General features: G+C 40.4%; 23 protein-coding genes. 13 read left to right on the forward strand and 10 right to left on the reverse strand.

Annotated features, from left to right (window positions below):
• Nucleotides 1-16: 16 nt before the first annotated feature.
• On the reverse strand, nucleotides 17-829 hold the full coding sequence (locus JOD18_RS13820; protein ID WP_204669635.1) for an undecaprenyl-diphosphate phosphatase: 813 nt from the start codon (nucleotides 827-829) through the stop codon (nucleotides 17-19).
• A gap of 211 nt (nucleotides 830-1040) precedes the next feature.
• On the opposite strand from JOD18_RS13820, the gene JOD18_RS13825 reads away from it, so the two are divergent.
• The 7 genes from JOD18_RS13825 (at nucleotide 1041) to JOD18_RS13855 (ending at nucleotide 7715) form a co-directional block, all read left to right on the forward strand.
• Nucleotides 1041-1208 (forward strand): hypothetical protein, encoded by a 168-nt coding sequence (locus JOD18_RS13825; RefSeq protein ID WP_204669636.1) that lies wholly within the window; start codon nucleotides 1041-1043, stop codon nucleotides 1206-1208.
• 343 nt (nucleotides 1209-1551) lie between these two features.
• Nucleotides 1552-1761, forward strand: a complete 210-nt coding sequence (locus JOD18_RS13830) for a CDGSH iron-sulfur domain-containing protein (RefSeq protein ID WP_204669637.1) — start codon at nucleotides 1552-1554, stop codon at nucleotides 1759-1761.
• Nucleotides 1762-2223: 462 nt separating this feature from the next.
• On the forward strand, nucleotides 2224-3531 hold the full coding sequence (locus JOD18_RS13835; RefSeq protein ID WP_204669638.1) for an ammonium transporter: 1308 nt from the start codon (nucleotides 2224-2226) through the stop codon (nucleotides 3529-3531).
• 157 nt (nucleotides 3532-3688) lie between these two features.
• Nucleotides 3689-4651 carry a DUF294 nucleotidyltransferase-like domain-containing protein gene (locus tag JOD18_RS13840; protein WP_204669639.1) on the forward strand — a complete coding sequence of 321 codons (963 nt, stop codon included), beginning with the start codon at nucleotides 3689-3691 and terminating at the stop codon, nucleotides 4649-4651.
• Nucleotides 4648-5373, forward strand: coding sequence for an exonuclease domain-containing protein (locus tag JOD18_RS13845; RefSeq protein WP_338029545.1), 726 nt, complete (start codon nucleotides 4648-4650; stop codon nucleotides 5371-5373). The genes JOD18_RS13840 and JOD18_RS13845 overlap by 4 nt, the downstream gene beginning before the upstream one ends.
• Nucleotides 5374-5655: 282 nt before the next feature.
• The gene (locus tag JOD18_RS13850; RefSeq protein WP_204669640.1) at nucleotides 5656-5823 is read left to right on the forward strand and encodes a hypothetical protein; all 168 of its coding nucleotides are present in this window, start codon (nucleotides 5656-5658) and stop codon (nucleotides 5821-5823) included.
• 362 nt (nucleotides 5824-6185) lie between these two features.
• A complete protein-coding gene (locus JOD18_RS13855; protein ID WP_204669641.1) occupies nucleotides 6186-7715 on the forward strand; it encodes an AbgT family transporter in 1530 nt (509 codons plus the stop codon).
• A gap of 61 nt (nucleotides 7716-7776) precedes the next feature.
• Here the strand turns inward: JOD18_RS13855 and JOD18_RS13860 are convergent, their stop codons facing one another.
• Nucleotides 7777-8571 carry an RDD family protein gene (locus JOD18_RS13860; protein ID WP_204669643.1) on the reverse strand — a complete coding sequence of 265 codons (795 nt, stop codon included), beginning with the start codon at nucleotides 8569-8571 and terminating at the stop codon, nucleotides 7777-7779.
• A 188-nt stretch (nucleotides 8572-8759) separates the two neighbouring features.
• Here JOD18_RS13860 and JOD18_RS13865 point away from each other — a divergent pair, with 188 nt between their 5' ends.
• Nucleotides 8760-9728: a stage II sporulation protein M gene (locus JOD18_RS13865; RefSeq protein WP_204669645.1), complete on the forward strand. Its 969-nt coding sequence runs from the start codon at nucleotides 8760-8762 to the stop codon at nucleotides 9726-9728.
• On the opposite strand, the gene JOD18_RS13870 is transcribed toward JOD18_RS13865, so the two are convergent.
• From JOD18_RS13870 to pepT, 7 genes are all read right to left on the reverse strand, one after another.
• On the reverse strand, nucleotides 9708-11060 hold the full coding sequence (locus JOD18_RS13870) for a DUF58 domain-containing protein (protein ID WP_239588131.1): 1353 nt from the start codon (nucleotides 11058-11060) through the stop codon (nucleotides 9708-9710). The genes JOD18_RS13865 and JOD18_RS13870 overlap by 21 nt on opposite strands.
• Nucleotides 11014-11943 carry an AAA family ATPase gene (locus JOD18_RS13875; RefSeq protein WP_204669647.1) on the reverse strand — a complete coding sequence of 310 codons (930 nt, stop codon included), beginning with the start codon at nucleotides 11941-11943 and terminating at the stop codon, nucleotides 11014-11016. The genes JOD18_RS13870 and JOD18_RS13875 overlap by 47 nt, the downstream gene beginning before the upstream one ends.
• The gene (locus tag JOD18_RS13880; RefSeq protein ID WP_204669649.1) at nucleotides 11940-13058 is read right to left on the reverse strand and encodes a DUF4350 domain-containing protein; all 1119 of its coding nucleotides are present in this window, start codon (nucleotides 13056-13058) and stop codon (nucleotides 11940-11942) included. The genes JOD18_RS13875 and JOD18_RS13880 overlap by 4 nt, the downstream gene beginning before the upstream one ends.
• Nucleotides 13058-13720 carry a DUF4129 domain-containing protein gene (locus JOD18_RS13885; protein ID WP_204669651.1) on the reverse strand — a complete coding sequence of 221 codons (663 nt, stop codon included), beginning with the start codon at nucleotides 13718-13720 and terminating at the stop codon, nucleotides 13058-13060. Before JOD18_RS13885 ends, JOD18_RS13880 begins: the two co-directional genes overlap by 1 nt.
• Before the next feature lie 245 nt (nucleotides 13721-13965).
• A complete protein-coding gene (locus JOD18_RS13890; RefSeq protein WP_204669652.1) occupies nucleotides 13966-14874 on the reverse strand; it encodes a hypothetical protein in 909 nt (302 codons plus the stop codon).
• 313 nt (nucleotides 14875-15187) lie between these two features.
• Nucleotides 15188-16675, reverse strand: coding sequence for an MDR family MFS transporter (locus JOD18_RS13895; RefSeq protein ID WP_204669653.1), 1488 nt, complete (start codon nucleotides 16673-16675; stop codon nucleotides 15188-15190).
• Nucleotides 16676-16829: 154 nt separating this feature from the next.
• On the reverse strand, nucleotides 16830-18062 hold the full coding sequence (gene pepT, locus JOD18_RS13900; protein ID WP_204669654.1) for a peptidase T: 1233 nt from the start codon (nucleotides 18060-18062) through the stop codon (nucleotides 16830-16832).
• A gap of 671 nt (nucleotides 18063-18733) precedes the next feature.
• Between pepT and ilvD the strand changes: the two genes are divergently transcribed.
• On the forward strand, nucleotides 18734-20428 hold the full coding sequence (ilvD, locus tag JOD18_RS13905; RefSeq protein ID WP_204669655.1) for a dihydroxy-acid dehydratase: 1695 nt from the start codon (nucleotides 18734-18736) through the stop codon (nucleotides 20426-20428).
• A gap of 178 nt (nucleotides 20429-20606) precedes the next feature.
• Here the strand turns inward: ilvD and JOD18_RS13910 are convergent, their stop codons facing one another.
• Nucleotides 20607-21710, reverse strand: a complete 1104-nt coding sequence (locus JOD18_RS13910; protein WP_204669656.1) for an NAD(P)/FAD-dependent oxidoreductase — start codon at nucleotides 21708-21710, stop codon at nucleotides 20607-20609.
• A gap of 210 nt (nucleotides 21711-21920) precedes the next feature.
• Here JOD18_RS13910 and JOD18_RS13915 point away from each other — a divergent pair, with 210 nt between their 5' ends.
• The 4 genes from JOD18_RS13915 (at nucleotide 21921) to JOD18_RS13930 (ending at nucleotide 26151) form a co-directional block, all read left to right on the forward strand.
• Nucleotides 21921-22970: an ABC transporter substrate-binding protein gene (locus JOD18_RS13915; RefSeq protein WP_204669657.1), complete on the forward strand. Its 1050-nt coding sequence runs from the start codon at nucleotides 21921-21923 to the stop codon at nucleotides 22968-22970.
• Nucleotides 22971-23057: 87 nt separating this feature from the next.
• The gene (locus JOD18_RS13920; RefSeq protein ID WP_204669658.1) at nucleotides 23058-24041 is read left to right on the forward strand and encodes an ABC transporter permease; all 984 of its coding nucleotides are present in this window, start codon (nucleotides 23058-23060) and stop codon (nucleotides 24039-24041) included.
• A complete protein-coding gene (locus JOD18_RS13925; protein WP_204669659.1) occupies nucleotides 24034-24828 on the forward strand; it encodes an ABC transporter ATP-binding protein in 795 nt (264 codons plus the stop codon). Before JOD18_RS13920 ends, JOD18_RS13925 begins: the two co-directional genes overlap by 8 nt.
• A gap of 135 nt (nucleotides 24829-24963) precedes the next feature.
• Nucleotides 24964-26151 (forward strand): aminotransferase-like domain-containing protein, encoded by a 1188-nt coding sequence (locus JOD18_RS13930; RefSeq protein WP_204669660.1) that lies wholly within the window; start codon nucleotides 24964-24966, stop codon nucleotides 26149-26151.
• Nucleotides 26152-26316 lie beyond the last annotated feature (165 nt).

The following is a 26316-nucleotide window of genomic DNA, read 5'->3' on the forward strand; positions in this document are numbered from 1 at the left end:
AATATAAAACATGTATTTATAGAAAAGTTAATGAAATAATACCCGCAATAACCATTCGATACAAGGCAAAAGGTGTTAATTTTATTTTATCAATTAATACAAGAAAGAAACGGATCGATATTAAAGCAAAGACAAAGGCGCTAATGAAACCGCAAATAAAGAACGGCAGGGCGTTCCATTGAAAATAGGCCCAGTGGTCTTTTAATGAAATAAGGCTTGCCCCCAGCATTATTGGCACCGCCATAATAAACGTAAAATCTGCTGCGGTACGGTGACTGATTCCTAGGATTACACCACCTGAAATAGTCGATCCAGACCGGGAAAAGCCTGGCCAAAGTGATAGACACTGGAATAAACCGATCAAAAAGGCTTGTTTGATCGTCAATTGATCAATAGATTGAATAGCAGTTTGCCGCTTTGCTTTCCAATCGGCAAGCATCATCAGAATTGCCCCTGCAATTAATCCGATGACAACCGTTTTTACAGAGAAAAGGTGTGCATCGATCACATCTTCAAACAGTATCCCTAGCACTCCTGCAGGAATCAGTCCGATAATAATATGTGTGAATGACAACCGTTTCTGTCCTTTAGGTGCATCGGAAGGTAACAGCAATTGTTTAAAACGATTCTTAAAGACAATTACTACCGCTAGAATAGAACCTAATTGAATCACAATTTTAAAAGAATTCGCCACTTCAGACGAAAAGTAGTTTTTTGATTGCAGCAGCAGGTCATCCACTATTATCATGTGTCCTGTGGAGGAAATTGGCGCAAATTCCGTTAAGCCTTCTACTACCCCTAAAATAAAAGCAATCCATAATTCTCTCATGGCCTGTCTTCACCTCTGTTTATTATGCTGTTATCTTGTCCCATTTAGTTACAACAATTGATATGCCACAGTTTGTTCTTATGAACCACGAGGCAAATCGTTTATCTAAAAGAAAACAGTAAACTAATGGAAGTCTTATTTTATTTTTATTATGCCATGCTTAGAAATAGTCGCCTTTTGTATAAATAAAAAATGTGCAGAAGAAATAAGCTTGATAAGGAAGGCTTTTAAGGAAGAATTAGAGGTAATTAGCGGTATGGTGAATAACCGTGCAAGTTCGCTGGATGACATGATTTTCGTATACTATATTGATACCTGTCTGATCAAGCGGCTTGCTGATTTGATAGACGGAGGCAGTAATATCATTAAAACGAAGTAATAATTTAAGCTTTTGTACAGGGGGGTGTGGTTAGCCGTTACTGCCTCATCTGTAAGCACCATTTCTTGTACAGTAACGGCTGTCTGGTCATATATAGTCGTTTTTTTGATAGGGAAATATTCCATAAACGGCCAGGGTCAGTAAACAAAAGCACAATGGATAGCTGAGTAGTAAACGAGTTTGTAAGGATATTCCTCCTAATAGATGTAGTAATTATATAGCATTTTTAAATGATTATCCAATCGGAAAGAGGCAGGCAAGCATTGTGTTTTTGCCAGAGCCGCCTGATCTAGTTGCAAAATTAGCAGAAATCGATACAATAGGCTAGGGGGAGGGGATATAGATGGCAGAATCAACAAAGGTACAATTGAAAGTACGAGATAATGGATCAATTCTAGTTACTGGAGATGTCGAATTAGTGGATGCAGAAGGCAACTTATTTGAGACTAAACCTAAGTTCTCTTTGTGCAGATGCGGCGCTTCAAAGAATAAGCCATTTTGTGACGGATCACATAAGGAGATCGGTTTTGAAGATCAAATTAGAGCGAGATAAGGTAAAAAGAAGAGGCCGGTACAAAAAAGAGTTCACGCTTGAAGCGGATGAGCTTTCGGTAGGAATACTTTATCCCAGTGCAATTGTTCGTAAGACGCACACTTCAAAATTTTATGAAATGTTAAAGAGATTTAAGTAAGGGAATGACTGCTGGCACCTGAAAAGTTTCATTACACAGGGAGGCATTATGAGGATAGAGCGAGCTTCAGCTTAAAATTTTATCCGAAAAAAGGAGGGCGATCTCATTTATGGATCTGCCCTCTTTTGATTAACCAATCCTTTAATTTGGCTAATCAAAATCATTCTGCTATCTATTATAACAATCTTATTAAACGCTGTTATATAGAAAGTTTGAAAAACCTTGTCAGATTATCTTACACATCAATTGTGGAAAAGTGTTCCCATAATCTACAATATAAATAACTTAAGATGTTAAAAAAGTTGACAAGGGGAGAAAAGTAAATGGACATAGTACTTATGGATAATGTATGGGTTACAATTGGTACTTTTTTAGTTCTTTTTATGATTGGAGGATTTATTTTACTGGAAGCAGGTTCTACAAGAATGAAAAACGCTGGTCATATTGCTGGTAAAACCATTTTTACCATTGGCATTGGCTCATTAGTATTTTGGGCAATAGGGTGGGGCTTTATATATGGAGAGGGTAATTGGTTTATTGGTTGGTCAGATTTCTTCTACGGCAGTACTGCATTCAGTGAAGAAGGTTTATCACCAGCAGTTGATTTTATATTTCAAATGATGTTTTCGTTAATTGCACTTACTATTGCTTTTGGTGGATTTGCAGAGCGTGCCAAACTTTCGGCTTATGTTGTCTTCGCTGTATTATTTGCCGCTTTGGTCTATCCAGTTGTTGCTCACTGGATTTGGGGCGGCGGCTGGTTAGCAGATCACGGTAAGCAAGATTTTGCTGGATCAACAGTGGTACATTTAACAGGTGCGATGGCAGCTTTGGCAGCCACCATTATTTTGAAGCCTCGTTTAGGTAAGTATAACAAAGATGGTTCTTCTAATGATATTGCCGGACATAACCAAGTATATACAGCATTAGGTGTTTTGATATTATGGGTAGGTTGGTTTGGATTTAATGGTGCAAGTACATTTGGTGTATCAGAAGCATTTTTTGGTTACGTCATTCTCAATACACAATTGGCTGCTGCAGCTGGTGCCATTGCTGCCATGTTACTTGTTTGGGCAGTTACAGGTAAAGCAGATGTACCAACGACATTAAATGGTGCATTAGCAGGTTTAGTAGCAATTACAGCTTCTTGTGGTTTTGTTGAACCTTGGGCAGCGGTAGTGATTGGTGCAATTGGCGGTCTGCTGGTATATGGAAGTATGAAATTATTTGATAAAGCACGAATTGATGATCCGATCTTTGCCTTATCTGTTCATGGTACAGTAGGGGTATGGGGGACACTTTCGACAGGATTCTTTGCTACGGAACCATTATCTGTTGGAGCAGATTGGGGGCTGCCAGGTTTATTCTATGGCGGCGGACTTGAGCAGTTAGGCGTACAAACGCTAGGAGTTGTTGTAAGTGGTGTCTACGCATTTGTTGTATCATTTATTATATTGAAAGTAATGGATAAAGTTATGGGAGGCTTACGTGTTTCTGAAGAAGAAGAGATTATCGGCCTCGATCTGAGTGAGCATGGAAGTTATGGTTATCCAGAGAATGTTCCGCAACTAGCGGCAGAAACTAAGAAAATTGAAAAAGATTCCACTGGAGCTGAAATTGTGAATAACTAAGAAGAGAAGGTAAATATAAAGTAAAAAGTCGTGACTGTTCCGCTTTATCATGGTGCAAGTGTTCATAAATACACCGATTGAAGAAAGTAAAGAGGAGCAACGTTGGCGCTCAGCTTTATTGGCACAGATCTGGCTTTTTCAAAGGGAGGGGGGCACCATGAAGCAGTATACAGAGATCATGGAGTGGCGGAACCAGAACCTGCTACAAGCAAAAGATTATCAAACCTTAAATGACATCCATGATGAAGTGATGCTCTCGGTTGTTCAGAACGCTATGAAGATCATGCAAGAGAAGCAGGGACCGCCCCCTGCTTGCTTTGCTTTTTTTGTAATGGGCAGTGCCGGCAGAAGGGAACAGATGGTTTGGAGTGATCAAGATCATGGAATTGTTTATGATGGAGATAGCAGTGATCAAACCTATTTTCAAGATTTGGGCAAGGAAATTGTCGAAGGAATGGTTATAACAGGTTATGCTGTATGTGAAGGCAAGGTGATGGCTTCTGAGTCGATGTGGACCAAGTCGTTACCCGCATGGAAACGACAAGTGCAAGAGTGGCTGGAAGAAGAGAACTGGCAATCTTTAAGACATTTCTCCACCTTTTTTGATTCACGTATTTTATTAGGAGAAGAAAACTTGCTGCATCAAATAAAGCAAGTTATTTTTCGCTATATAGAAACATCCCCGCGTGTGATGCTCCGATTGATCGATAATGTTGACTTTATTCCGAAAGGGCTGGGAGTGTTTGGACAGTTATTAGTCGAGCGATCTGGGCCACGGACAGGACAAATGAATATAAAGACAACGACCATCTTCCCCTATATTAATGCCCTAAGGCTGCTGGCGATCTGGAATCACTGTTTAGCTGTGCCAACGATTGATCGAATGCTCGTATTGAAGGAAAGATACCCATTTATAGAAAAGTATCAGCAAGCGTTGGAAGGTGTGCTTGCCTTTAAATATCAGCGGACAATGACAGCAAAGACGTATGATGATGTTCATTATATTCATGTCGATTCATTAACCAAACAGGAGAAGCAGCAGTGGAAGGAATATGTGAAGCAAGGCATTGCTTTATTTGATGAAATGAAAAAACATATTGAAAATGAGTGTTCCTTATGATGAATCAGATGTTAGATTTTATTAAACAAATGTCTGGAAAGTTCACAGATATGAATCCTGTCTCCAGTCAAACCGACGCCCGAAAAATTGCTCTGATCCGTAATATGCAAAAGGAATTAAGGCAGAAAGACATCCTGTATATTCCACTTCGACAGCTGCCTGTTGCAGTATTTGATTTGGAAACGACAGGATTTTATCCTTATCAGGGTGACCGCATCTTATCTATTGGTGCAGTGAAAATGACGGGGGCGGAAATTCATTGGGAGCAGCTTTTTTATAAGACGGTATATAATGCTCTTCCTCCTTCTGAGGATATTACGGAGTTGACAGGACTGACGGCTTGGGAATTGACACAGGCATCGCCGCTGTTAGATGTGTTACGTGATTTTTACCGGTTTGTCCGTAATGATCCCTTAGTAGCGCACCATTCCAGTCATGAAAAACAGTTTATGCAGCATGCCAGCTGGCATGTCACCCGTAAGAATTTTCAACATCGGATTATGGATACGAATGTTTTGACTAAGGCAGTGACACCAAATCTTTCTCATATCAGCTTAGATGATTGGTGTCAACATTATCAAATCCCTGTTAAAAGACGTCACCATGCTCTTTATGACGCAGCAGCTACAGCATCCTTGTGGGCAAAAAATATCGAACAGGCAGAACAATTGGGCTTCGATCATCTCAAGGATGTATACAACTATTTAGCAAATCATTCGTAGTAAAACTGGACTTTCATGGAAGGCTAGCAATGCGATAATCCCTGTCCTCTGCAAAGTGAGACAGGGGTTTTTGTATGTTTTTTTGAATAAATATTCATGTGATGTATATTGATAGGAGGATTTATTTATTATAAAAATGCGAGTATTTGGTTTGAATAGAAAGAATTTAAAAGAATTCAAAAGAATTTGATTAATATCATTTACAAATAGATAAAATATGATAAGATATAAGTGAATTTATTAGTATTATAAGAATTTTTTTATGAAAGGGGCTTGTTTACTATGGTGACTTCTTTATACATGGTATTGTTAACAATCTTGCTTACCTTTCTCGTTTTATCTGCATTAGAGAAGATTTCTTCGCGCAGAAAGAAACAAAAGGAAGCGTGGAACGTAGAAACAGCCAATGCGCAGGTACAGCCAGTAATTGCTGGGAAAGAGATTAAATAATCGATAACACATATATTTATGTGATGAGATACCCCTTGTGAAAAACAAGGGGTTTTTGTTTTGGAAAAAGGAATAAGTGGAATAGGTTAAAAGACAATCGCAAGCTTTTGGTTTACCATGCTTTCATTTCGACGGAGCCTAAAGAGGAAGAGGGTGAAGAATTTTGTTTACAAGTTGACTAAGTAGAATCATCACAGCATTTGTCAGTAATAAAGGAATTTATGCAATTTTTTGAAAATTAGCACTTTTATGAAAGCCCTATCAAAATTCTGTTGAATTAGATATACTGTATATGCCATTTCAATGTATTGTTGGAATTTTTAGAAAATTATTAAATTAATTCAGTAGAGAGGGATCATAATATGGCAAAAAAGAAGCGAGTAGGTTTATTTCAAAAAAGTTTAAACCAGATCGAATATATTGGTAATAAACTGCCGCATCCAGTAACATTATTTATTATACTAGCATTCATTGTGTTAGTGGCTTCGGCAATAGTGGCCAATACTGGTGTATCGGTTGAACATCCTGGTGATCCAGAGCAGCAGATTACAGCAAAGAATTTGTTGAATGGAGAGGGCATTGTCTATATCTTTACAAGTATGGTGGACAACTTTATTCAGTTCGCTCCTCTAGGGATGGTATTGGTAACGATGCTCGGCATCGGTTTAGCTGAACGTACCGGCTTAATTAGTGCTGGTTTAAGAGCTTTTGTATTGTCCTTACCGAAATCATTGATTACTGCAGGATTAGTATTTGCAGGGATTATTTCCAGTGTGGCAACTGATGCTGGCTATGTTGTTCTGCCGCCTTTAGGGGCAGTATTATTCGCTGCGTTGGGACGTCACCCATTAGCTGGATTGGCAGCGGCCTTTGCTGGTGTATCAGGCGGTTTTAGTGCCAACTTAGTACCAACTGCTTTGGAACCGATGCTGGGAGAGATGACGATTGCAGCAGCGGCGATTAAAGATGGTGCATATGCAGAAAGTATGAATATTCTGATGAACTATTACTTTACCATTGTTTCTGTATTTATCCTTACATTGATTGGTACATGGGTGACTGAAAAAATTGTTGAACCTCGTTTAGGGGCATATACAGGAAGTTATAAAGAAGACGCAAACGGATTATCCGGTATAGAGAAGAAAGGATTACTTTATGCAGGTATTTCGGCAGTCCTCAGTGTCATTGCTTTTGCCTTCTTAATTGTTCCTGAAAATGCACCATTACGTGGGGAAGACGGCGGTATAATTACGTCACCGTTTATGAGCTCATTAGTGCCGGTTATCTTTATTCTGTTCTTTATACCAGGTGTCGTGTATGGTATCGTGACGAAGACAGTGAAGAGTGATAAAGATGTCGCCAACCATTTATCAGATACGATGAGTTCGATGGGGGTATTTATTATTTTATCATTTGCCGCCGGTCAATTTGTTGCCTATTTTAATGAATCTAATTTAGGAATGTTAATTGGTGTATACGGGGCTGAGTTCTTAGAAACAATCAAGTTGACAGGCATTCCATTAGTATTACTGTTTATCTTGATTGCTTGCTTTATTAATATTTTTATTGGAAGTGCAACTGCCAAATGGGCTTTAATGGCACCTATATTTGTACCAATTATGATGGAGCTGGGATACTCTCCAGAGTTAACGCAGATGGCATACCGTATTGCTGATTCATCGACAAATATTATTTCACCATTGATGACCTATTTTGCCTTAATCATTGCCTATGCACAAAAATATGACAAGAAGATGGGAATTGGCACCTTGATTGCAACGATGCTGCCATACTCTATTTTCTTCTTAATAGGATGGACTCTATTATTAATTATTTGGATGCTGTTAGGAATCGATCTCGGGCCAGCTTCACCTATTTATTATCAACCATAAAAACCAAACGGGAGCAGATCTGTACATAGATCTGCTCCCGATTTTAGCTGGTAAGGAAAGCTTAATATTCCCATTCTTCTTTTAAGTGAAGGTAGAGTAATAATAACCAAGTTTCATTGCTGCGTGCTTGAGTTAATTTCGATTCAATTCCTGGTAAGAGTACCTCACTGACTTGCTGGGTGAGTGCAGGCTTTTCTTGCGGTGGCAATGTTGTCAGTCGTTGAACATAGGCTTGCAGCAGCTGCCAATCTTGCTGATTGAATTGCTGCAGATCAAAAGCTTCCAGTGGTAAATCCTCTTTGTACAGGTTACGAGCTTCGATATATTTGGTTACCGGATCTTTTTTGCTTGATTTTTTCCCCCGCTCATGTACAACAATCGTACCTGCAGCCAAATCCCCTAGCCGCTTATGTTTGGGGTGGCTGAAAATCATAATAACTCCAACAGCATACATCGTTGGCAGCATATCAATTAGCCGTAAGAAATTGCGGATAAGACTAGATAAGAAGGTGATATTATGTCCGTTTTCTTGAATGACTCGAATACCGAGCAGTTTTTTTCCAATCGTTTTGCCTCCCCAAAAAAATTCAAGGAAAACAAAATATCCAAAATTTAATACAAACATGGCAATTAAAAAGAAAACAAGGATAAAATTCATTGTATCTATATCAAAGAAAAAGAATGAATCATTAGAAAATGATATAGAAAAGAAAACAATCATAATTAAGATCATTTGTACTACAAAGAGAATACAATAATCAACGAGATAAGCAGCTGATCTAGAACCTAATCCAGCCAATTTAAATTCTAAGGAAACATATTCCGGTGTTTTTACTTGCAATTGTTCTTGTTCCATAAAATCTCAACTCTTTCTATTATTTGTAAAAATACAGTGATTTGTCTTGTTAATCCTCCTTCTTAACCATTATAATGGAAGAAGGAAAATAGAAGTAGTTCAAAAAGGAGCAAAACATACATAATAGTGTGCTCCTCCAGCTTAACTACATTTGAACACAGATGAATAATTTTTACAAAGGTGATGATATGCGATTAAATCAATTTATTAAACAAAACCGAGGCGACTGGCAGTATTTAGAACAGCTTATCCTGCAATTGCCGAAGAAAAAGAAGGCCGACACGATCGATGAGTTCCAACAGGCTTATCAAAAGGTAGCGAGACAACTGTCTTATAGTCAAACCTACTTCCCTAATGAAGATATTACTAGATACTTGAATGAATTAGTTGGAAAGGCGCATAATACGCTCTATCAATCTCAACATTCATCTTGGAAACAGGCTTATCATTTCTTTTCTAGCAAATTTATTGGTTTATTACTTGAACAATGGAAGGCAGTCCTTATTGCGATGCTGCTCTTCTTATTTGGGGGATTGGCCAGTTTCTTTGCTGTGATTGAAAATCCATCCTATATCTATGGTATCCTGCCAGAAGAGATGGCACAATCGATTGACCCTGTTTCTCTTGGACAGGAACCTGCAGAGGTGAATGCCCCGCTGATGTCGGTTGAAATCCTGACTAATAATATCCAAGTGGCCATCCTTGCCTTTGCTGGCGGTATTACATTAGGCATCTTGACGGTCTATGTTCTAATCTATAATGGTGTGATTGTTGGTGCGATCGCCGGTTTGTTTTGGAATTATAGTAATTCCTATGTATTCTGGGCTTATATTGTGCCACACGGTGTGATTGAGCTTTTGGCTATCTTTATTGCCGGCGGTGCGGGCCTATTAATGGGCTATAAGATTTTTGTACCTGGTATTTATTCAAGAGGATACCAGCTGAAGAAACAAACGATTCGTTCGGTGAAATTATTGATTGGAACGATTCCTTTATTCATCATTGCTGGTATCATTGAAGGATATATTACCCCTTCTAATTTGTCCCTAGAGATGAAATATGCCGTAGCTGCAATAACTGCCATTGCTTTAGCTGCATATATGATCATTGGTCATTCCCTGATGAGGCACAGAGAATTAAAGCAGGCCTCTGTTTAGTGTCTCGACATACTTTGATACAGAGGTGACAGCCAGCTTGTCTGCAGGGGCTTCCAGCATGGGGAGCCCGAAACTGCCCCATTTATTAGCAATTTCTCGTTGAAACAGGGATTGTTTTTGTGCCATACTCTTTTCCATTGCTTGCAGGACATTGTCTGGCGAAGAGGCAATCTGCTGTTTTAACCATTCATCCTCTATCCCTAACATCACAAATAAATGTTTTTTGCGCAGTTTACCCATAGCGAATAATGGATAGTCTTCATTGGCAAATGATTGCATATCACTAAAGAGAATAATCATACTGCGTTTTCTTTGCAGGGTTTGCGCATGCTGTAATGCCAAGGTGTAGTTAGACTCTTGAGGGTCTACCTGCAAATCATAGATCGCATCTAAAATAGTGTGAATATGACCAAGCCCTCTGCCAGATGGTACGGCAGCCTTAATTTCTTTCGAAAAAGCAATCACTGACACATGATCTCCGTTGTCTAAGGCAGCAGTTGCTAAGGTGATTGCTGCTTCGATGGATTTCTCGAGCCGGTTACTCTCTTCTAACTCGACGCCCATCATTCGGCCGCAATCAATCAGAATCGTGACATACTTACCGTGTTCTGGTTCGTATTCATTAGTCATCAATTCTTGCAGTTTGGCAGATTGACGCCAATTAATATTACGTGGATCATCACCAACCACATAATTGCGCACTTTGGAAAATTCCCCTTCACCACTACGCATTTTGCGAACCTTTATTCCTTCATGTAATAAGTACTGCTGTGCATTTTCTAAATAACGCCTCGTCTCTGACAAGTTAGGAATGACCTTGACTTCCTGTGGCAAGCTGTAAGTGAGTTGTTTTTCCCACAGGCCCCATTTCGTACGTACACGTAAGTAAACCTTATTCAGCTGATAGTTTCCCCGAACATGAGGCTGGATGGTATAGTGCGCTTGAATAGCTTGATTGGCTCCTAACGTTTGTTTCAAGTAGCTTGCTTGAAACGATTGTGGCGAGTCATCTACGAAACGTAAATCATAGTGCGTATTGGTAAGGTTAGCCATGTGTAAGATCATCTCTTGTTTTTCAAAACGTTCCAATTCACCGTTTGGTTCGCGACTGACTTGGATATGTTTTTTACTTGGAAGCATAAAGGCATCAATGGATAGTAAGGCTAGCATAGCCAGTGTGGCAATACCTAGGAAGAACCAAGAGAATTGCCACAAGGAGAAGATCGTTAAGACAATAAGGAACACACTATAATATATAACAAGTCGATAGGTAGGGAGGATGCCTTTATCTCGGAACAGCAACCGATCCCACAAGTTCTTTAAGCGTGTCATCGATATCAGATCCTTCCAATTCAGCATATGGTGATAATTGTACGCGGTGACGAAGACTTGGAATAGCTACTATTTTGACATCATCTGGTGTAATGTAGTCACGTTCATCCAAGTATGCCCATGCTTGAGCAGTTTTGGCAATGGCAATGGCCGCTCGTGTACTTGCTCCATATTGAATCGTTTCTAATTCTCTCGTTTTGCGGACAATCTTCAGGATATAGTCCGCTATCTCCTTGCTGATGTTAACCGACTGTACTTCTTTTTGCAGTGCCTGCAGTCCCTCATTCGAGAAAACAGACGTCAATTCTGGTGTCTCTTGCTGCTGCCGAATCACCATCTGCAGGATAGACACTTCATCTTCCAGGGAAGGGAAGTCAATGCGTAATTTGAAGAAGAAACGATCTTGCTGTGCCTCTGGTAATGGATACGTCCCTTCGAATTCAATTGGGTTTTGTGTAGCAGCTACAAAAAAGAACTCTGGCAGTTGGAAGGTTTCTCCTTGGATGGTTACTTGCTTTTCTTCCATTGCTTCCAGCAAGGCTGCCTGTGTCTTAGCAGGGGTACGGTTAATCTCATCTGCTAACAGGACATTGGTAAAAAGTGGCCCTTTTAAGGTTTGGAAGTCTTGTTCCTTCATATTATAGATGGCACTCCCGGTAATATCGCTTGGAAGTAAATCGGGTGTAAATTGTACTCGTTTGAAGTCACTATCCAGTAATTTTGCCAGTGTTTTGACCATTTGGGTTTTACCTGTTCCTGGTACACCTTCAATAAGTACGTGTCCACCTGCTAATGCTGCGGTTAATAATAAACGTAAATTCTGTTCTTGTCCGATAATTTGCTGTTGATAGCTTGTTAGTAATGATGAAATAGTTGAATTCATGCTTCCTCCACCTCTTTCCGAATTGTCTCAATCATTTTCGTTAGTGTGACGAATTCTTGTTTATTGACGGATTGATTATTTTCTATAGCCTGCAGTTGTTCTGCTAAGCGGCTTACCTGTTCCTCCGTCAAGTTGGTTATTCGATCTTGGATGACGGTCAGTCGTTCGTTCCAGCTGTAGGAATAGGGCAGACCATAGCGGAGGCGGATGGCCTCTTTGATATATTGAATCTGTCCTTGTAATGCGTGTGTATAATTTTTCCCTTTTGTTTGCCAAATGGCGATTGCTTTGAGTCGTTCATCACTAAAACGAACGGTTTCTTCCCTTACCGGACGGACAGGTCCGAAACGTTTCCCTTGTTTCCAAAGGATAAAGATAGTCAAAATGATTCCTTGGACCAGTAAGACATAGGCCCAGCCAGGATAAAGAGCAAACGGTGATACATTCCCAGGAGTTGTCACCGTATATTCATCAAAGACAATCGGTTGATCTTTATCGAAAGGGATGGTCGCAAAGATGGCGGCAGTATGATCTGCCTCTGTAATTTGATCATTGACCAGCCAATTCGGTTCTGTTAATACAATTAAGGAGCCGTCCCCGACTTGCCGTTCTAGAGCAATGGCATTGTTCTGCTCTGTCGACAATATGATATGATCATCAGGTTCAGTGACAAGTGTCTGGGTGCTGTTCATATTTACCTCAAACTGTTCAGTCCCATGGTTGATCAACCCTGAAGAATCAGAGGATAGCTGCAGATTAGAGAATTCGGTAGAAATACCAAGCAATCCCTCTGGGTTCTCTTTGACAATCACGAGGGTATTGCCTTCTTCTATGTAAGATTGATAAGTGTTAACTACGGTTTGATCAGAGAAAATAGGGGGACTGACCAGTATCCTCATGGTGTTAGTTGAAGCAGGCGAAAGCCCATTTTCTTGACTGACCTGGTAGCCGTTATTTTCTAAATAGGTATAGAGTGCTTTTAGACCATTAGGAGAAGGAGATTCTACCAAATAAGGCGGATAATGCTTCGGGCTGTTGTTGGCCGTGAAGAAGCTCACTCCAATTAACATGAGAAAAAAGATTATCCCAATGATCCATATTTTTTTCCTAAACATCATCGTTCACCTGTCTCTTTCATTTGGGGCTGTGAAGATACCGACTCTATCAAGCTGTTAATTTCTTGTTTAAATGCTTGATAGTCTATTGGTGTAATCGCGTGTTCTCCATACATGACTTTCTCAAAGAAAACAGCAAATTGATGAAATTGCTTGGCGGTCTCTGGATCTCCTTTTTTTAGCTCCAAATAATATTCAAGATTGGTTTTCCATTGCTGGGCTTGTAACCACCCTTTCTGGTTCAGACATAACAGCAAGGCCAAGAAATGGTGTCTGGAAGCCTTCGTATATTCCCCTTCTAATTCATACTGCTGTGCAGCCTGCAGGTGTTCTGGATAACCCCAGTCTAATTCTGCTTCTTGGGAAAGCGGACGGTAATGTCTTAATTTGCGTTTTCGCACAAAGGTCATCACTAATGCAATAATTCCTAGTAAAATCAGTAAGGCGAGGATAAATAATATAATCGAAACAACTATATTGCCTGTATTGGAAGTTGAGTCAAATTGTGAAAGAATCTTCTCTAGAATATTTTCATTAATCCAATCTCTTATCCGATCCCAAGCTCTTTCCAAAAGGCTGCGATGATCCTCATAGTAGATTTGGTATTCCCGGCTGGATAGAATTTCTTCCAGCTGCTCTTGCTCATGTTGGGCATAAGTCATAGACATTCTCCTTTTATCCTGATGCAACAGTCTATAGGCTCCCCGCTTTCAAGGCTTGAGGAATTTCCAAGCAGACTGAGCAGGGACTGATAGACGCTGACACCCCGATAAGTCTTACTTTCTCAACGATATAAAGCCTCCGCAAGCATTCCCAGGATGTAGAGAATAACGGACGCTAAACAACCTGTTAAGCTTCACTAATCATTCGAGGGGAAGAAGGCCTCTTCCCCTGAGTGGACATCAAGCTAGGAAGGCTCCGTTGTCGGATATTGATCTAATATTGCTTGCACATCGGATCCATCTTGACGAAGTGAGGCATCAAAGTAGATAACAGCATAACCTACCATAAAGATAATTCCAGTGATAAAGGAACTGATATTGGTTAATATATGGTAAAGGATGCTGTCACCTAAAAAGGCAACCGGGATAGCAATAATAAAGGTAATTACCGAAGCGATAATTCCTAATACAATATAAATGCCGAAAAATTTCCAAGTTTGTTTTCTTGTTAACCGCCAACTTTTACCTAAGCCTGGTGCTACTTCGGCAAAGAGGACAGCCGGTAGATAAAGGCTGAATCTTGTTAGCAGCAGGCCAAGTCCAAGGAAGGCTGCCACAAACAAAAGGATGACTAACACAATACCGAAGAATAATTCCGAAAATATAACGATAGTAAGAAAAAAAATGAATGCCAACAGACAAATGAAATAAAGACCAAATGCGATGAGGGCGATAAGGACAGAACTCCCGAGCATTGGCCAATAGCGTGACAGTGTTCCTCTGATCATGTCATTTGCTAATGGTTTACCGCCTGCTCTGGCAGACTTAACAGTAAGTATAATGGCTCCCGATATTAAAGGAACAGCAAAAATGGTTAGTAAACCTACAATCCCATCTGTTATGTCCGTAACAACAGAAGTAGTGCCTAAGGAATCAATATTATTGATGATTTGATTGAATGCTCCAGTTCCAAGATCTCCGCCAAAGATAAAATCCCGACCGGATAATGCCAAGATAAGGGCTTGAATGACTAAAATGGGAGTCATGACGAAGAGAGAGATAAGAAAGAGTGTTTTAAAGTGTGATTTAATAATGCGAAAGGTTTGGTCCAAAATCTCACCAAAACCAAGTGGTCGCTGATCTGGTTGCTGCATAAGAATAATCCTCCTTTAAAATAAAAAACAATACATTGCCTATTTTAACATGATTTACGATATATGGAATAAGTTTTGTTTAATCTCTTAAGGAAGTTTTATTAGTTGATCATACCTCTGTTCCATATCTTTTCCCCGAAATTGCGGATCAGTAAACACTCCAATAAAGGCTGGGTACCATGATAATTATCTTCTTTACATATAACAACAGACCAACAAGAATACCTGCTGATCTGTTAATGGATGATCCTGAAATTAAGCTTGAGCTGACATCTGGTAGGAATAACAATCCCTTGTTGAAGGCAGTCTCGTGTTATTGTGGCGCTGTGTTCCCCTTTTCTTTCTTTTTTGTATCTAAGAAAAAGGTGAGGATAAACCCGAATACGGATAAGATCGTGGCGATCCAAAAGGCTGTGTTATAGCCGCTGATTGCTGCATTTGCAGCGATATGCTGTGTTGCCTCCGCTTCGCTTAATCCTTGTAGTGAAGCAGAATCAGGCTGATAATTGGCCGCCATGGTTGTCATTACAGTAATTAAAATCGCTGTACCAATAGAAGCTGATACCTGCTGCATAGTGTTGGCCATTGCGGTACCGTGGGGATGCCATTCCAATGGCAGCTGATTTAATCCGGCCGTCATTACAGGCATCATTACCAATGACAGGCCAAACATACGAATCGCATAGATCACCACGAGAAAGGTATAATCTGTATCAATTGTTAAACTTGTGAAAAGGAACGTGGTTATGGTCACTATACCCATACCTGTGGCTGCTAACCATTTCGCTCCTAGTCGGTCAAACAGCATACCAGTAATCGGTGACATGATCCCCATTACGATTGCACCAGGAAATAACATTAAGCCTGATTCCAATGCTGTAAAGCCTCGGGTATTCTGCATATACAGTGGCAGCATGGTTTCAGCTCCGATCAATGCCATTAAGACGATCATTGTGATAATTAATGCCAGAGAGAAAATCGGATAGGTGAAGACCCGAAATTCAAGCATCGGTTTCTTTAGTCGTAATTGGCGGATAATAAATATCGTCAGAATAACAGCACCGGCGATAACGATTCCTAGACCAAGCAGATCAATGGAGGCCCCAGATTCAGATTCGCCGCCATGCCCGCCTCCGATACTGCTGAAGCCATATAGCAGTCCGCCGAATCCAAAGGAAGACAACAGAATCGATACGATATCAATCTTCGGATTGGTTCTTTCGGTCACATTTTTCATATAAATGAAGGAAACGATAATGGCTATCACTACAATCGGAAAGACGACATAAAATAAGCCGCGCCATGAAAAGTGTTCCAATAACCAACCTGACAAGGTAGGTCCTATAGCTGGAGCAAAAGAGATAACAATACCAGCCATCCCCATAGCGGCACCTCTTCGTTCAACCGGGAAAACTCTTAGTAATACCGTCATCATTAATGGAAGCATGATACCTGAGCCAGCTGCCTGGATCACACGGGCAACTAATAACAGCGTAAAACTATGGGAAATAGCTGCTACTAATGTCCCCAGGCCAAAGATGCTTAGGGCTGTGATAAATAACTGACGTGTGGTGAATTTTTCGATTAAGAAAGCAGAAATAGGTATCATTACGCCATTTGTTAACAGGAAGGCGGTTGTCAGCCACTGTACTTGGGTTTCTACGATACCAAAATCCATCATAATACTAGGTAAAGCGGTGGCCAATAAGGTTTCATTGAGCAGACCGACAAAGGCGCCAATCAGCATGACACTTACCATGGTGTTACGTGTAACGCGGTCGAGTTGTATAACTTGATTCATTGGTTTATTTTCCTCCTGGTGTCCATTGCTAATGAATGGTGATCATCGTTTGTATGCTTCCGGCCTTACGGATGGAAACACTGGAATAGGTTCATGCTGTAAGGGAAGCGTCTTTCTCCACAGATGGCAGTTCAGTCATTCAGAAGAAGTGGAATTAATTTTGTTTTGTAAAATGTTCGGCGATTTTAACAATTGTAAGGACGGCTTTCTCCATATTTTCAATCGAGATAAATTCATGCTTGCCGTGGAAATTTTCCCCGCCGGTAAAGATATTAGGGGTTGGAAGACCCATAAAAGACAGCTGGGAACCATCTGTTCCGCCGCGAATAGGTTGAATTAAAGGCTGAATGTCCAGCTCTTTCATCGCCTTCGCTGCAATATCTACTATATATTTAACAGGTTCGATTTTTTCGGCCATATTATAATATTGATCCTTCATTTCTAATTGAACTTGTTCTTGTCCGTATTTTTCCTGCAAGTTGTTCACTATCTTGGTTAAGTTATCTTTCTTCTGTATGAATTTCTCTCGGCTATGATCACGAATAATATAATACAATTTGGCTCTTTCTACATCTCCTTCTAATGAAATAAGGTGATAGAAACCTTCGTAGCCTTCAGTATATTCAGGTGACTCCTCGCTTGGCAGCTGTTGATGAATATCCATGGCAAGCTTGGTGGCATGAATCATTTTATCTTTTGCTGTTCCAGGATGTACGTTGTTTCCCTTGACGGTAATCTTGGCAGCGGCAGCATTAAAACTCTCATATTGTAACTCACCCAAAGGCCCGCCATCTATCGTATAAGCATAGTCAGCATCAAAACGCTGGACATCAAATTTATGCGGTCCGCGGCCAATCTCCTCGTCGGGGGTAAATGCGACTCGGATAGTTCCATGAGGAATATCTGGATGTTGGACAAGATATTCCATTGCCGTCATAATTTCAGCAATCCCAGCTTTATTATCAGCTCCCAATAAGGTAGTTCCATCGGTAGTCATTAAGGTATGTCCGGTATAATTTAATAAAGCTGGGTATTCATTAGGGGAAAGCAGGATGTTGTTCACTTGATTTAAGACAATATCTGCACCATTATAATTTTTCACTAACTGTGGTTTTACTCCTTTGCCAGTGAAATCAGTAGCCGTATCCAAGTGGGCAAGAAAGCCAATGGTTGGCACCTCTTGATCAACATTGCTCGGCAAGGTGGCCATTACATAAGCATGCTCATCTACGGTTACATCTTGTAGCCCAATAGCTTGTAATTCCTCTATTAATAGATGAGCTAATTCCCATTGTCCTTTAGTAGAGGGACATTCTGGATTATCTTCATTTGATTGTGTGTCTATGGTGGCATAATGAGTTAAACGTTCAATTAATTTGTCTTTCATGTGTAACGGCATCCTTTCATTTGGTGGATTGTTTGTATCCGAGTACAAACGTCCATAAACGCCATTTCCAAATTAAGAAGGAAATAGAATGTTTTAGGTAGAAAATACCAGACGCTAACACCCCGATTGATTCAACTGATATTCAATGAGCGATGAGTAAAACCTCCGCTGATTGAAGTTCTTTTTTATCATATCATATAAATAGAAACTGACGACATTTCTATTTTACCTAACAATTTTTAAGGATTCAAAAACAAAGGATCACACCTTCTTTCTTAAAAAGAAAAATATCCAGAAACTCAAATTGATTCACCGTTTAGAAGCTGGATCATTACGATAATTTAAAATATATGTTACTATATCACTAATGAGAGGATAAGTGATAGTATTTTTCTTTAATCTGATTGGAAGGGTTTACATATATGAGGAATGATACTATAAAATCCTATTTTATGCCCAAGTTGCTAAGGTTATTTATAGTTTGGACTAGCCTCAGCAAGGGAAAACTATTGGTGGAAGTCTTGCTTTCTGATTCTATGGAGTTTTCTTATGTGCTTACATATCAATAGGCATATGTTCCACTGTTCGCAACTATTTGGGCAACTTTTTTGAACATGCACGCAAACGGACTTCTGAGAGATTACAAAAATAAAAATTAGGAGGTATATGAAATGGGGAAAGATCTGCGTATCAAGAGTAATGTATTTGACGATTCAAAGCGAGCACCAAACCGTGCGATGTTACGTGCTGTTGGAATAACCGATGAAGATTTCAAAAAGCCGATGATTGGTATCGCCAGTACATGGAGTGAAGTAACGCCATGTAACATACACTTAGGGGACTTAGCAGTACAGGCGAAGAAGGGTGCCAAAGAAGCCGGCGGTGTACCAATGATTTTTAATACGATAACGGTCTCTGATGGCATTTCGATGGGGACTTCTGGTATGCGTTTTTCTCTGCCAAGCCGTGATGTGATTGCAGATTCAGTTGAAACCGTTGTTGGTGCTGAGAACTTAGATGGTTATGTAGCCATTGGCGGTTGTGATAAGAATATCCCAGGCTGCTTAATGGCCATTGCTCGTTCTGATGTACCAGCTGTATTTGTGTATGGCGGAACCATTGCACCTGGATATCGAAATGGTGAGAAGTTAGATATCGTTTCTGTATTTGAGGGTGTGGGAAAACACAACAATGGCGATATTGATGACGAAGAATTAAGAGGAATTGAGTGCCATGCCTGCCCAGGTGCAGGATCTTGCGGCGGTATGTATACAGCTAACACGATGGCAACGGCTGCAGAAGCACTTGGGATGAGTCTGCCAGGCAGCTCTTCCAACCCGGCGGAATCTCCAGAGAAATGGGCTGATACAGAAGCAGCAGGTCGAGCAGTTTATCATCTTTTAGAAAAAGGAATTTATCCGAAAGATATCTTAACAAAAAAAGCTTTTGAAAATGCGATTACCGCTGTTATGGCATTGGGTGGATCAACAAACGCAATTCTTCACCTATTAGCGATCTCGAATGCGGCTCAAGTTGATCTAACGATAGATGACTTTAACCGTATTCAAGCAAAGGTGCCCCATCTAGCTGACCTAAAGCCAAGTGGTAAATATGTGATGGAAGATTTGCATAAAATCGGCGGTGTACCAGCCGTAATGCGGCTGCTATTAGATAACGGCTTTTTGCATGAAGATTGCCTAACCGTAACAGGCAAGACGATTGCGGAGAATTATGCTGATGCACCTGTATTAGGTGAGGAGCAGGAGGTTATTCATCCACTAAGTAATCCATATCGCGCCGATGGTCCATTAATTGTTTTGAAAGGAAATCTGTCACCAAGCGGTTCAGTTGCGAAGGTTTCTGGCGTGAAAGTAAAGCGTCACGTAGGACCGGCACGTGTCTACAATACAGAAGAAGAGGCAACCGAAGCGGTTATGAACAACGAGATCAAAGAAGGCGATGTACTAGTAATTCGTTATGTTGGACCTAAAGGCGGACCAGGCATGCCTGAGATGTTATCAATTTCCGCTATTTTGGTCGGAAAAGGTCTGGGACAATCTGTAGCACTATTGACAGATGGCCGCTTCTCTGGCGGTACACACGGTTTGGTAGTAGGCCATATTGCCCCAGAGGCTCAGATGGGCGGACCAATCGCCTTTTTACAAGAAGGAGATATGGTAACCATCGATTCAGAGAAGAAGGAACTTTCATTTGATGTATCAGAGGAAGAACTCAATAAACGCCGTAAAAACTGGCAAGCACCTGAACTTTACAAACGAGGAGTGCTTGGTAAATATGCACATAATGTATCCTGTTCCTCTCAAGGGGCTGTCACAGACTTTATTAATCGAAACGATCTAGCATAAGGTAAAAAAAGCTTGCAGGCGAATGAGCGCTTGCAAGCTTTTTTTCGAGAACAAGAAGAGGTTGTTTGGTGGCGTTTTGTGAACAGAGAAAAGGAGAAAGCCAATCCTCAGTCTATAAGATTGGATCTAGTGGACAGAAGGGAAGGAAATACAGTTTTTAGTCCAGAACACTGATCTATCATCCTTTTTCTAAAATCGTTGAAATGGGGTAATTTTCTACAGCTAGGTCTGTTTTCTCACCAAGTACTAATTGCGCTAATTGTTTGCCGATAAAAGGTCCTGTGGTTAAGCCCGACGAACCTAACCCATTGGCAGCATAAATACCAGGATGGTTAGGGAATTCTCCAAATACCGGGAGAAAATCAGGGGCAACAGGGCGGAACCCGACGTTGGTTTCTATAAGTTTACTCTGGGCCAAGCTTGGTGCAATCGTAAACGTATCGGAAAAAATTTGATAGAGACCTCCCGGTGTAATAGAAGTATCGAAGCCGACATCGTCTTCATGAGTGACTCCAGCAAACAGTCTTCCGTCGGCAAACGGTACCATATAATGAGCCCCAGGCGGCATAATAACAGGCCAGTCTTCTGTATCGGCCTCTATTTGCAACGTAGTAATCTGTGCCTTTTGCGGTTTGATTTTTCCGGTTATACCTAAGCCCTGAACCAAGGTATTAAACCATGCGCCCGCAGCAATAACTACTTTATCAGCTTCTATTTTACGTTGGCTTACCATGATCTCTCCATCGACAAAACTCGCTTCTCCCGTAATAAACGGTACATTATTTTTCTGACAAGCTAACAAAAGTGCTTGGCGAAGTTGTTCTCCATGGACACGAGCTCCGCCGCTGACATATAAAGAAAAATAGCCATCTGCTATTAAAGGAAAACGTTGTTTCGTTTCGGCAGTGTCTAACCAGTGAACTTCTCCAATTTCCGGTGTAGTTTCCCTTCTTTGCTCCACTAATTTTAAAATATTGGTGAGACGCTCTTCATCGTCTTTGACGACAAGTGTTCCAACCTGTTTATAGCCTGTCTTTGATATGCCTTGTTCTTTCAGTTCATTGATTAGCTTCGGATAATAGCAAGCACTTTCGGAGGCTAATCGATACCAAACCTTATTGCGGCGCTGGGATACCCAAGGGCAGATAATACCGGCGGCAGCACTGGTGGCCCTCCCTATAAAATCTGCATCTATTAAGGTAACGTGATGATTCGTTTTCGATAGTTGATAGGCAGTGGAAGCACCAACAATACCTGCACCGATCACAACAATGTTACTCATTGATTTCACTCTTTTCCGAATATAGTCTATAGGCTAGTGTGCAATAGCTACTGGAGAATAGCAAGCTATATGATTAATAGTACAATAAACTGTTAGAACCATATCTTACTAATTATAAATAAGCTGTACCTAACAGCATAGATTTGTGCTATAATGTATGCTAAAGTTTGAAAATTTTAAAAACTAGGAAGATGGGGGAACAGGCTGATTATGAAGAAGAAATTATTATTATTACTAGTGCTTTCCTTTTTCAGTGTTCTTGTTTTAGCTGCTTGTGGATCAAATGATGAAGAAGGTTCAAATGGCAGTGAAGCGGGTGAACAATCAGAAGAAGGAAATGAACAAGCAAGTTCAGATGGAGAAGTATATCAAATTGGGGCAACACAAATCGTGGAACATCCATCTTTAGATGCCGCTTATCAAGGGTTTCAGGATGCGCTTAGCGATGCAGGGTTAGAAGTAGAATATAATTTTCAATCAGCACAAAATGATCAAAATAATGCAACTACCATTGCCAATAACTTTGTGGCAGAAGGGGTGGACTTAATTTTCGCTAATTCGACACCAAGTGCCCAAAGTGCCTTGCAAGCAACAAGTGATATTCCAATCCTATTTACCTCTGTAACCGACGCAGTAGAGAGTGGATTGGTAGAATCAATGGATCAGCCAGGCGACAATATTACAGGGGTTTTGGATATGCACCCTGATTCGATTACACAAACCGTGGAATTTATTGATACGTATTTTGAAGGCTCAACGATCGGTTTAGTATATAGTGCTGGGGAAGCAAATTCGGTTGCACAAATTAATGCCGTCAATGAAGCAGTAGAAGGAACAAGTTTGTCAACAGCAGAAGCAACTGTTGGAAACTCTTCAGAAGTACAGCAAGCTACTAACTCTTTAGTAGGCGAGGCTGATGTGTTCTTTATCATTACGGATAATACCGTTGTTTCTGCATTAGAAGCTGTAATTGATGTGGCCGAAAGCCAGTCTATTCCTTTATTTGTTGGTGAACCAGACTCTGTAGCACGTGGCGGGTTTGCAAGTTATGGTATTGACTTCCATACAATTGGCTACCGTACCGGTGAAATGGCAGTTGAAATCTTGACTGGTGAGAAAACAACCGCCGATATCCCGGTAGAAGTTCCGCCGAGCATGCAGCTGTTTATTAACGAAGAAGCAGCAGAGGCGCAAGGGATAGAATGGAACGATGAGTGGGATGATCAAGCAGAAATTTTGGAAACAGAAGCAGCAGAATAAATAGGGAGAAAACCTCGACATTGAGAAAATGATAGGTGTCGAGGTTTTCTATCAAAATGAAGTGGTTTGACAGAGAGGAAGAGTGTGATGTTAATTTCCATGTTCAGTGCAGTGGAATCAGGTGTTATATATGCGCTGATGGCATTAGGTGTTTATCTTTCGTTTCGTATTTTAGATTTCCCTGATTTAACAGTAGATGGCAGCTTTGTCACAGGAGGAGCTGTAGCGGCAATTTCCATTGTCAATGGTGTGCCTCCGGTCTTAGCTACGATTTATGCTGTTTTTGCAGGCTTTATTGCAGGTATGATAACAGGAATTTTGAATACGAAAGGAAAGATCAATCCGCTGTTATCAGGTATTTTAATGATGATTGCCCTCTATTCCATCAATCTGAGGATAATGGACAAACCGAATGTGGCGTTATTAAATGAACCGACGATATTTAATCAAATCGAAGGTTTTTGGGCCTCTTTAGGTATTGATGATTTTTTGAATGGCATTTTAACATCATTAGGAGCTGACCGTCTGCCAGGAACGTGGGCTATTTTGATTCTAATGATTATCATTACTTTAGTAGTTAAATTTATTACGGATTACTTCTTAAAGACAGAAGTAGGGTTGGCTTTACGCGCTACAGGTGATAATGAGAAAATGATTCGAAGTTTTTCAGCAAATACCGACATTCTTACAATTGTGGGCTTAGGAATCTCAAATGCATTGGTTGCATTGTCAGGTGCATTAGTAGCGCAATATGGCGGTTTTACCGATGTGAATATGGGGATAGGTATGATTGTTATCGGTCTTGCTTCCGTTATTATTGGAGAAGCATTATTTGGAACTAAAACAATTGCCCGCACCACATTAGCTGTTATAGGTGGTGCGATCGTCTATCGAATTGTATTAACCCTTGCCTTAAAGATTAAATTCTTGGAGACAGGCGATGCTAAGTTAATTACGGCCATCATCGTTATCATAGCCCTTGTTGCTCCGAAAATTATTGCTACCGTCAAAGAGTCACGACGTAAGAGGCGGAAGCGAGCCATGCTGGGAGGTGGAACGAACAATGCTTAATATGAAAGACATAGCGATCACCTTTAATGAAGGAACATTAGATGAAAAGAAAGCACTCCAGCAGACAAACTTGCATTTAGAACAAGGAGATTTTGTCACGGTTATTGGGAGTAATGGTGCTGGTAAGTCTACGTTAATGAACCTGATCTCCGGTTCGTTAAAACCAGATGTAGGAACGATAGAGATTAACAGAAAAAATGTAACCATGATGCCTGAGTATAAACGTTCAAGGATGATAGGGCGTGTATTTCAAGATCCAATGGCAGGCACTGCTCCATCGATGACGATTCAAGAGAACTTAGCCATGGCTTATGCTCGTAATAAAACGAGAACTTTAAAGATAGGGGTTAACAAAAAACGTAAACAGCTGTTTAAAGAGCACTTGGAGACCTTACATCTTGGTTTAGAGAATCGTTTAACAGCCAAAGTTGGTCTGTTATCTGGAGGAGAGCGCCAAGCCCTGTCTTTATTAATGGCCACATTTACAGAGCCGAATATTCTACTGCTGGATGAACATACGGCAGCACTGGATCCATCAAGGGCAGAGCTTATTACTAAGCTGACTGGTAAAGTGGTGAAGCAATTTGGGTTAACAACTTTAATGGTTACACATAATATGCAACAAGCATTAGATCTTGGTAATCGTCTGATTATGATGGATAAAGGACAGATAATCCTAGAGGTATCTGGTGAAGAAAAGCAGGCATTGACCATTGAAAAGTTATTGCAAGAATTCCAGCGTATTCGCGGGAAACAAATGGAAAGCGATCGAGCAGTCTTGGGTTAAATGTATATAGATACAGTTACTTCCAAAAAAGAGGGAGTAGCTGTTTTTCTAGTAAGATAGGAAAGCATAAAACCAGGTGCTTTTCTGACTTAAAATTATCTGAAAATTCAAAATGATGAAAGAAGGTCCTAGAAAATGAAATATGGTTTTGCTGAACGTGTACGTTTTATGAAGTCTTCTGCGGTACGGGATATCTTGAAAGTCATCAATCAGGGAAATGTGATTTCTTTCGCCGGTGGCTTACCGGAGGAGAATTTATTCCCAGTAGAGGCTGTAGATCAGGCTTTTCATAAAGCCGTCACAACGAATAGAAAATCCTTGCAATACGGGGAAACAGAAGGTGTGGCAGCATTGCGTGATCTATTGGCAGAACGAATGGCTGCTAAGGGATTGGTACGCCCGCCAGAGGATATTTTGGTCACATCGGGAAGTCAGCAGGCAATTGATTTGTTCTCACGCGTTATGTTTAATAAAGGCGATATTATCTTGACAGAGAACCCAACTTATTTAGCGGCATTGCAAGTATTTGAATCCTATGAAACCAATGTGATTGCAGTTGATTCGGATGACGATGGGATGATACTAGCTGATTTAGAGGAAAAAATAATTAAATATAAACCGAAATGTATTTATGTTGTACCGACCTACTCTAATCCAACTGGAAAAGTGTGGTCATTGGAGCGTAGAGAAAAATTGTTAGAACTGGCTAATCAATATCATGTTGTTATTTTTGAGGATGATCCTTACGGAGAGCTGCAGTTTGTCGAAGAAGAGGCGCCGCCATCTATTGCTTCTTTAGATAAGAATGACTTGGTATTGTATACAAGTACGTTTTCGAAGACTGTTGTACCAGCTATGCGAATTGGCTGGATTGTCGGTCCGCATCAGATCATTAGAATTATGGCACAAGCTAAGCAGGCAACCGATTTGCATACCAATTCGATCAGTCAGCATGCCTTAGTACATTTATTACAAGATTTCGATATTGATAAACATATTCAAACAATCCGCCAAACCTACTATGAAAGAATGCTAGTAATGAAACGTTTATTAGATGAAGTAAGTATTGAAGGTTTAGAGTATATGGTGCCAAAGGGCGGGATGTTTTTCTGGGTTAAACTCCCAGAACAAGTCAATACAACTAAATTACTAAATAAAGCAGTCGAGCAAGGTGTGGCTTATGTGCCAGGTGATTCCTTCTACGTATCTAATCCGCCACAGAATACAATGCGGCTGAACTTCACCAATTCAGAACCGGCATTAATCGAAGAAGGCATGAAGCGATTGGTGAAGGTCATTGAAGAATTGAATATACATGCGTAATTAGAGAACAGGGTATTGTCTAGAGCAATATCCTGTATTTTTTACTATATTTAGGAACGTATGTTTGGTATAATGTATTTAGACTTACACCTCGTTATACACATCATTTCATTATATTAAAGGATGTGTTTTAATGCCCCAGTCTTGTGCTTACCATGTTACATC

The sequence above is a fragment of the Gracilibacillus alcaliphilus genome (assembly GCF_016909015.1).
GTDB lineage: Bacteria > Bacillota > Bacilli > Bacillales > Amphibacillaceae > Gracilibacillus > Gracilibacillus alcaliphilus.

What these genes read in the sequence shown, in the direction of transcription:
- JOD18_RS13820 (WP_204669635.1), bottom strand. Translation starts at nt 829, where the DNA reads ATGAGAGAATTATGGATTGCTTTTATTTTAGGGGTAGTAGAAGGCTTA.
- JOD18_RS13830 (WP_204669637.1), top strand. Translation starts at nt 1,552, where the DNA reads ATGGCAGAATCAACAAAGGTACAATTGAAAGTACGAGATAATGGATCA.
- JOD18_RS13835 (WP_204669638.1), top strand. Translation starts at nt 2,224, where the DNA reads ATGGACATAGTACTTATGGATAATGTATGGGTTACAATTGGTACTTTT.
- JOD18_RS13840 (WP_204669639.1), top strand. Translation starts at nt 3,689, where the DNA reads ATGAAGCAGTATACAGAGATCATGGAGTGGCGGAACCAGAACCTGCTA.
- JOD18_RS13845 (WP_338029545.1), top strand. Translation starts at nt 4,648, where the DNA reads ATGATGAATCAGATGTTAGATTTTATTAAACAAATGTCTGGAAAGTTC.
- JOD18_RS13850 (WP_204669640.1), top strand. Translation starts at nt 5,656, where the DNA reads ATGGTGACTTCTTTATACATGGTATTGTTAACAATCTTGCTTACCTTT.
- JOD18_RS13855 (WP_204669641.1), top strand. Translation starts at nt 6,186, where the DNA reads ATGGCAAAAAAGAAGCGAGTAGGTTTATTTCAAAAAAGTTTAAACCAG.
- JOD18_RS13860 (WP_204669643.1), bottom strand. Translation starts at nt 8,571, where the DNA reads ATGGAACAAGAACAATTGCAAGTAAAAACACCGGAATATGTTTCCTTA.
- JOD18_RS13865 (WP_204669645.1), top strand. Translation starts at nt 8,760, where the DNA reads ATGCGATTAAATCAATTTATTAAACAAAACCGAGGCGACTGGCAGTAT.
- JOD18_RS13870 (WP_239588131.1), bottom strand. Translation starts at nt 11,060, where the DNA reads ATGACACGCTTAAAGAACTTGTGGGATCGGTTGCTGTTCCGAGATAAA.
- JOD18_RS13875 (WP_204669647.1), bottom strand. Translation starts at nt 11,943, where the DNA reads ATGAATTCAACTATTTCATCATTACTAACAAGCTATCAACAGCAAATT.
- JOD18_RS13880 (WP_204669649.1), bottom strand. Translation starts at nt 13,058, where the DNA reads ATGTTTAGGAAAAAAATATGGATCATTGGGATAATCTTTTTTCTCATG.
- JOD18_RS13885 (WP_204669651.1), bottom strand. Translation starts at nt 13,720, where the DNA reads ATGACTTATGCCCAACATGAGCAAGAGCAGCTGGAAGAAATTCTATCC.
- JOD18_RS13890 (WP_204669652.1), bottom strand. Translation starts at nt 14,874, where the DNA reads ATGCAGCAACCAGATCAGCGACCACTTGGTTTTGGTGAGATTTTGGAC.
- JOD18_RS13895 (WP_204669653.1), bottom strand. Translation starts at nt 16,675, where the DNA reads ATGAATCAAGTTATACAACTCGACCGCGTTACACGTAACACCATGGTA.
- pepT (WP_204669654.1), bottom strand. Translation starts at nt 18,062, where the DNA reads ATGAAAGACAAATTAATTGAACGTTTAACTCATTATGCCACCATAGAC.
- ilvD (WP_204669655.1), top strand. Translation starts at nt 18,734, where the DNA reads ATGGGGAAAGATCTGCGTATCAAGAGTAATGTATTTGACGATTCAAAG.
- JOD18_RS13910 (WP_204669656.1), bottom strand. Translation starts at nt 21,710, where the DNA reads ATGAGTAACATTGTTGTGATCGGTGCAGGTATTGTTGGTGCTTCCACT.
- JOD18_RS13915 (WP_204669657.1), top strand. Translation starts at nt 21,921, where the DNA reads ATGAAGAAGAAATTATTATTATTACTAGTGCTTTCCTTTTTCAGTGTT.
- JOD18_RS13920 (WP_204669658.1), top strand. Translation starts at nt 23,058, where the DNA reads ATGTTAATTTCCATGTTCAGTGCAGTGGAATCAGGTGTTATATATGCG.
- JOD18_RS13925 (WP_204669659.1), top strand. Translation starts at nt 24,034, where the DNA reads ATGCTTAATATGAAAGACATAGCGATCACCTTTAATGAAGGAACATTA.
- JOD18_RS13930 (WP_204669660.1), top strand. Translation starts at nt 24,964, where the DNA reads ATGAAATATGGTTTTGCTGAACGTGTACGTTTTATGAAGTCTTCTGCG.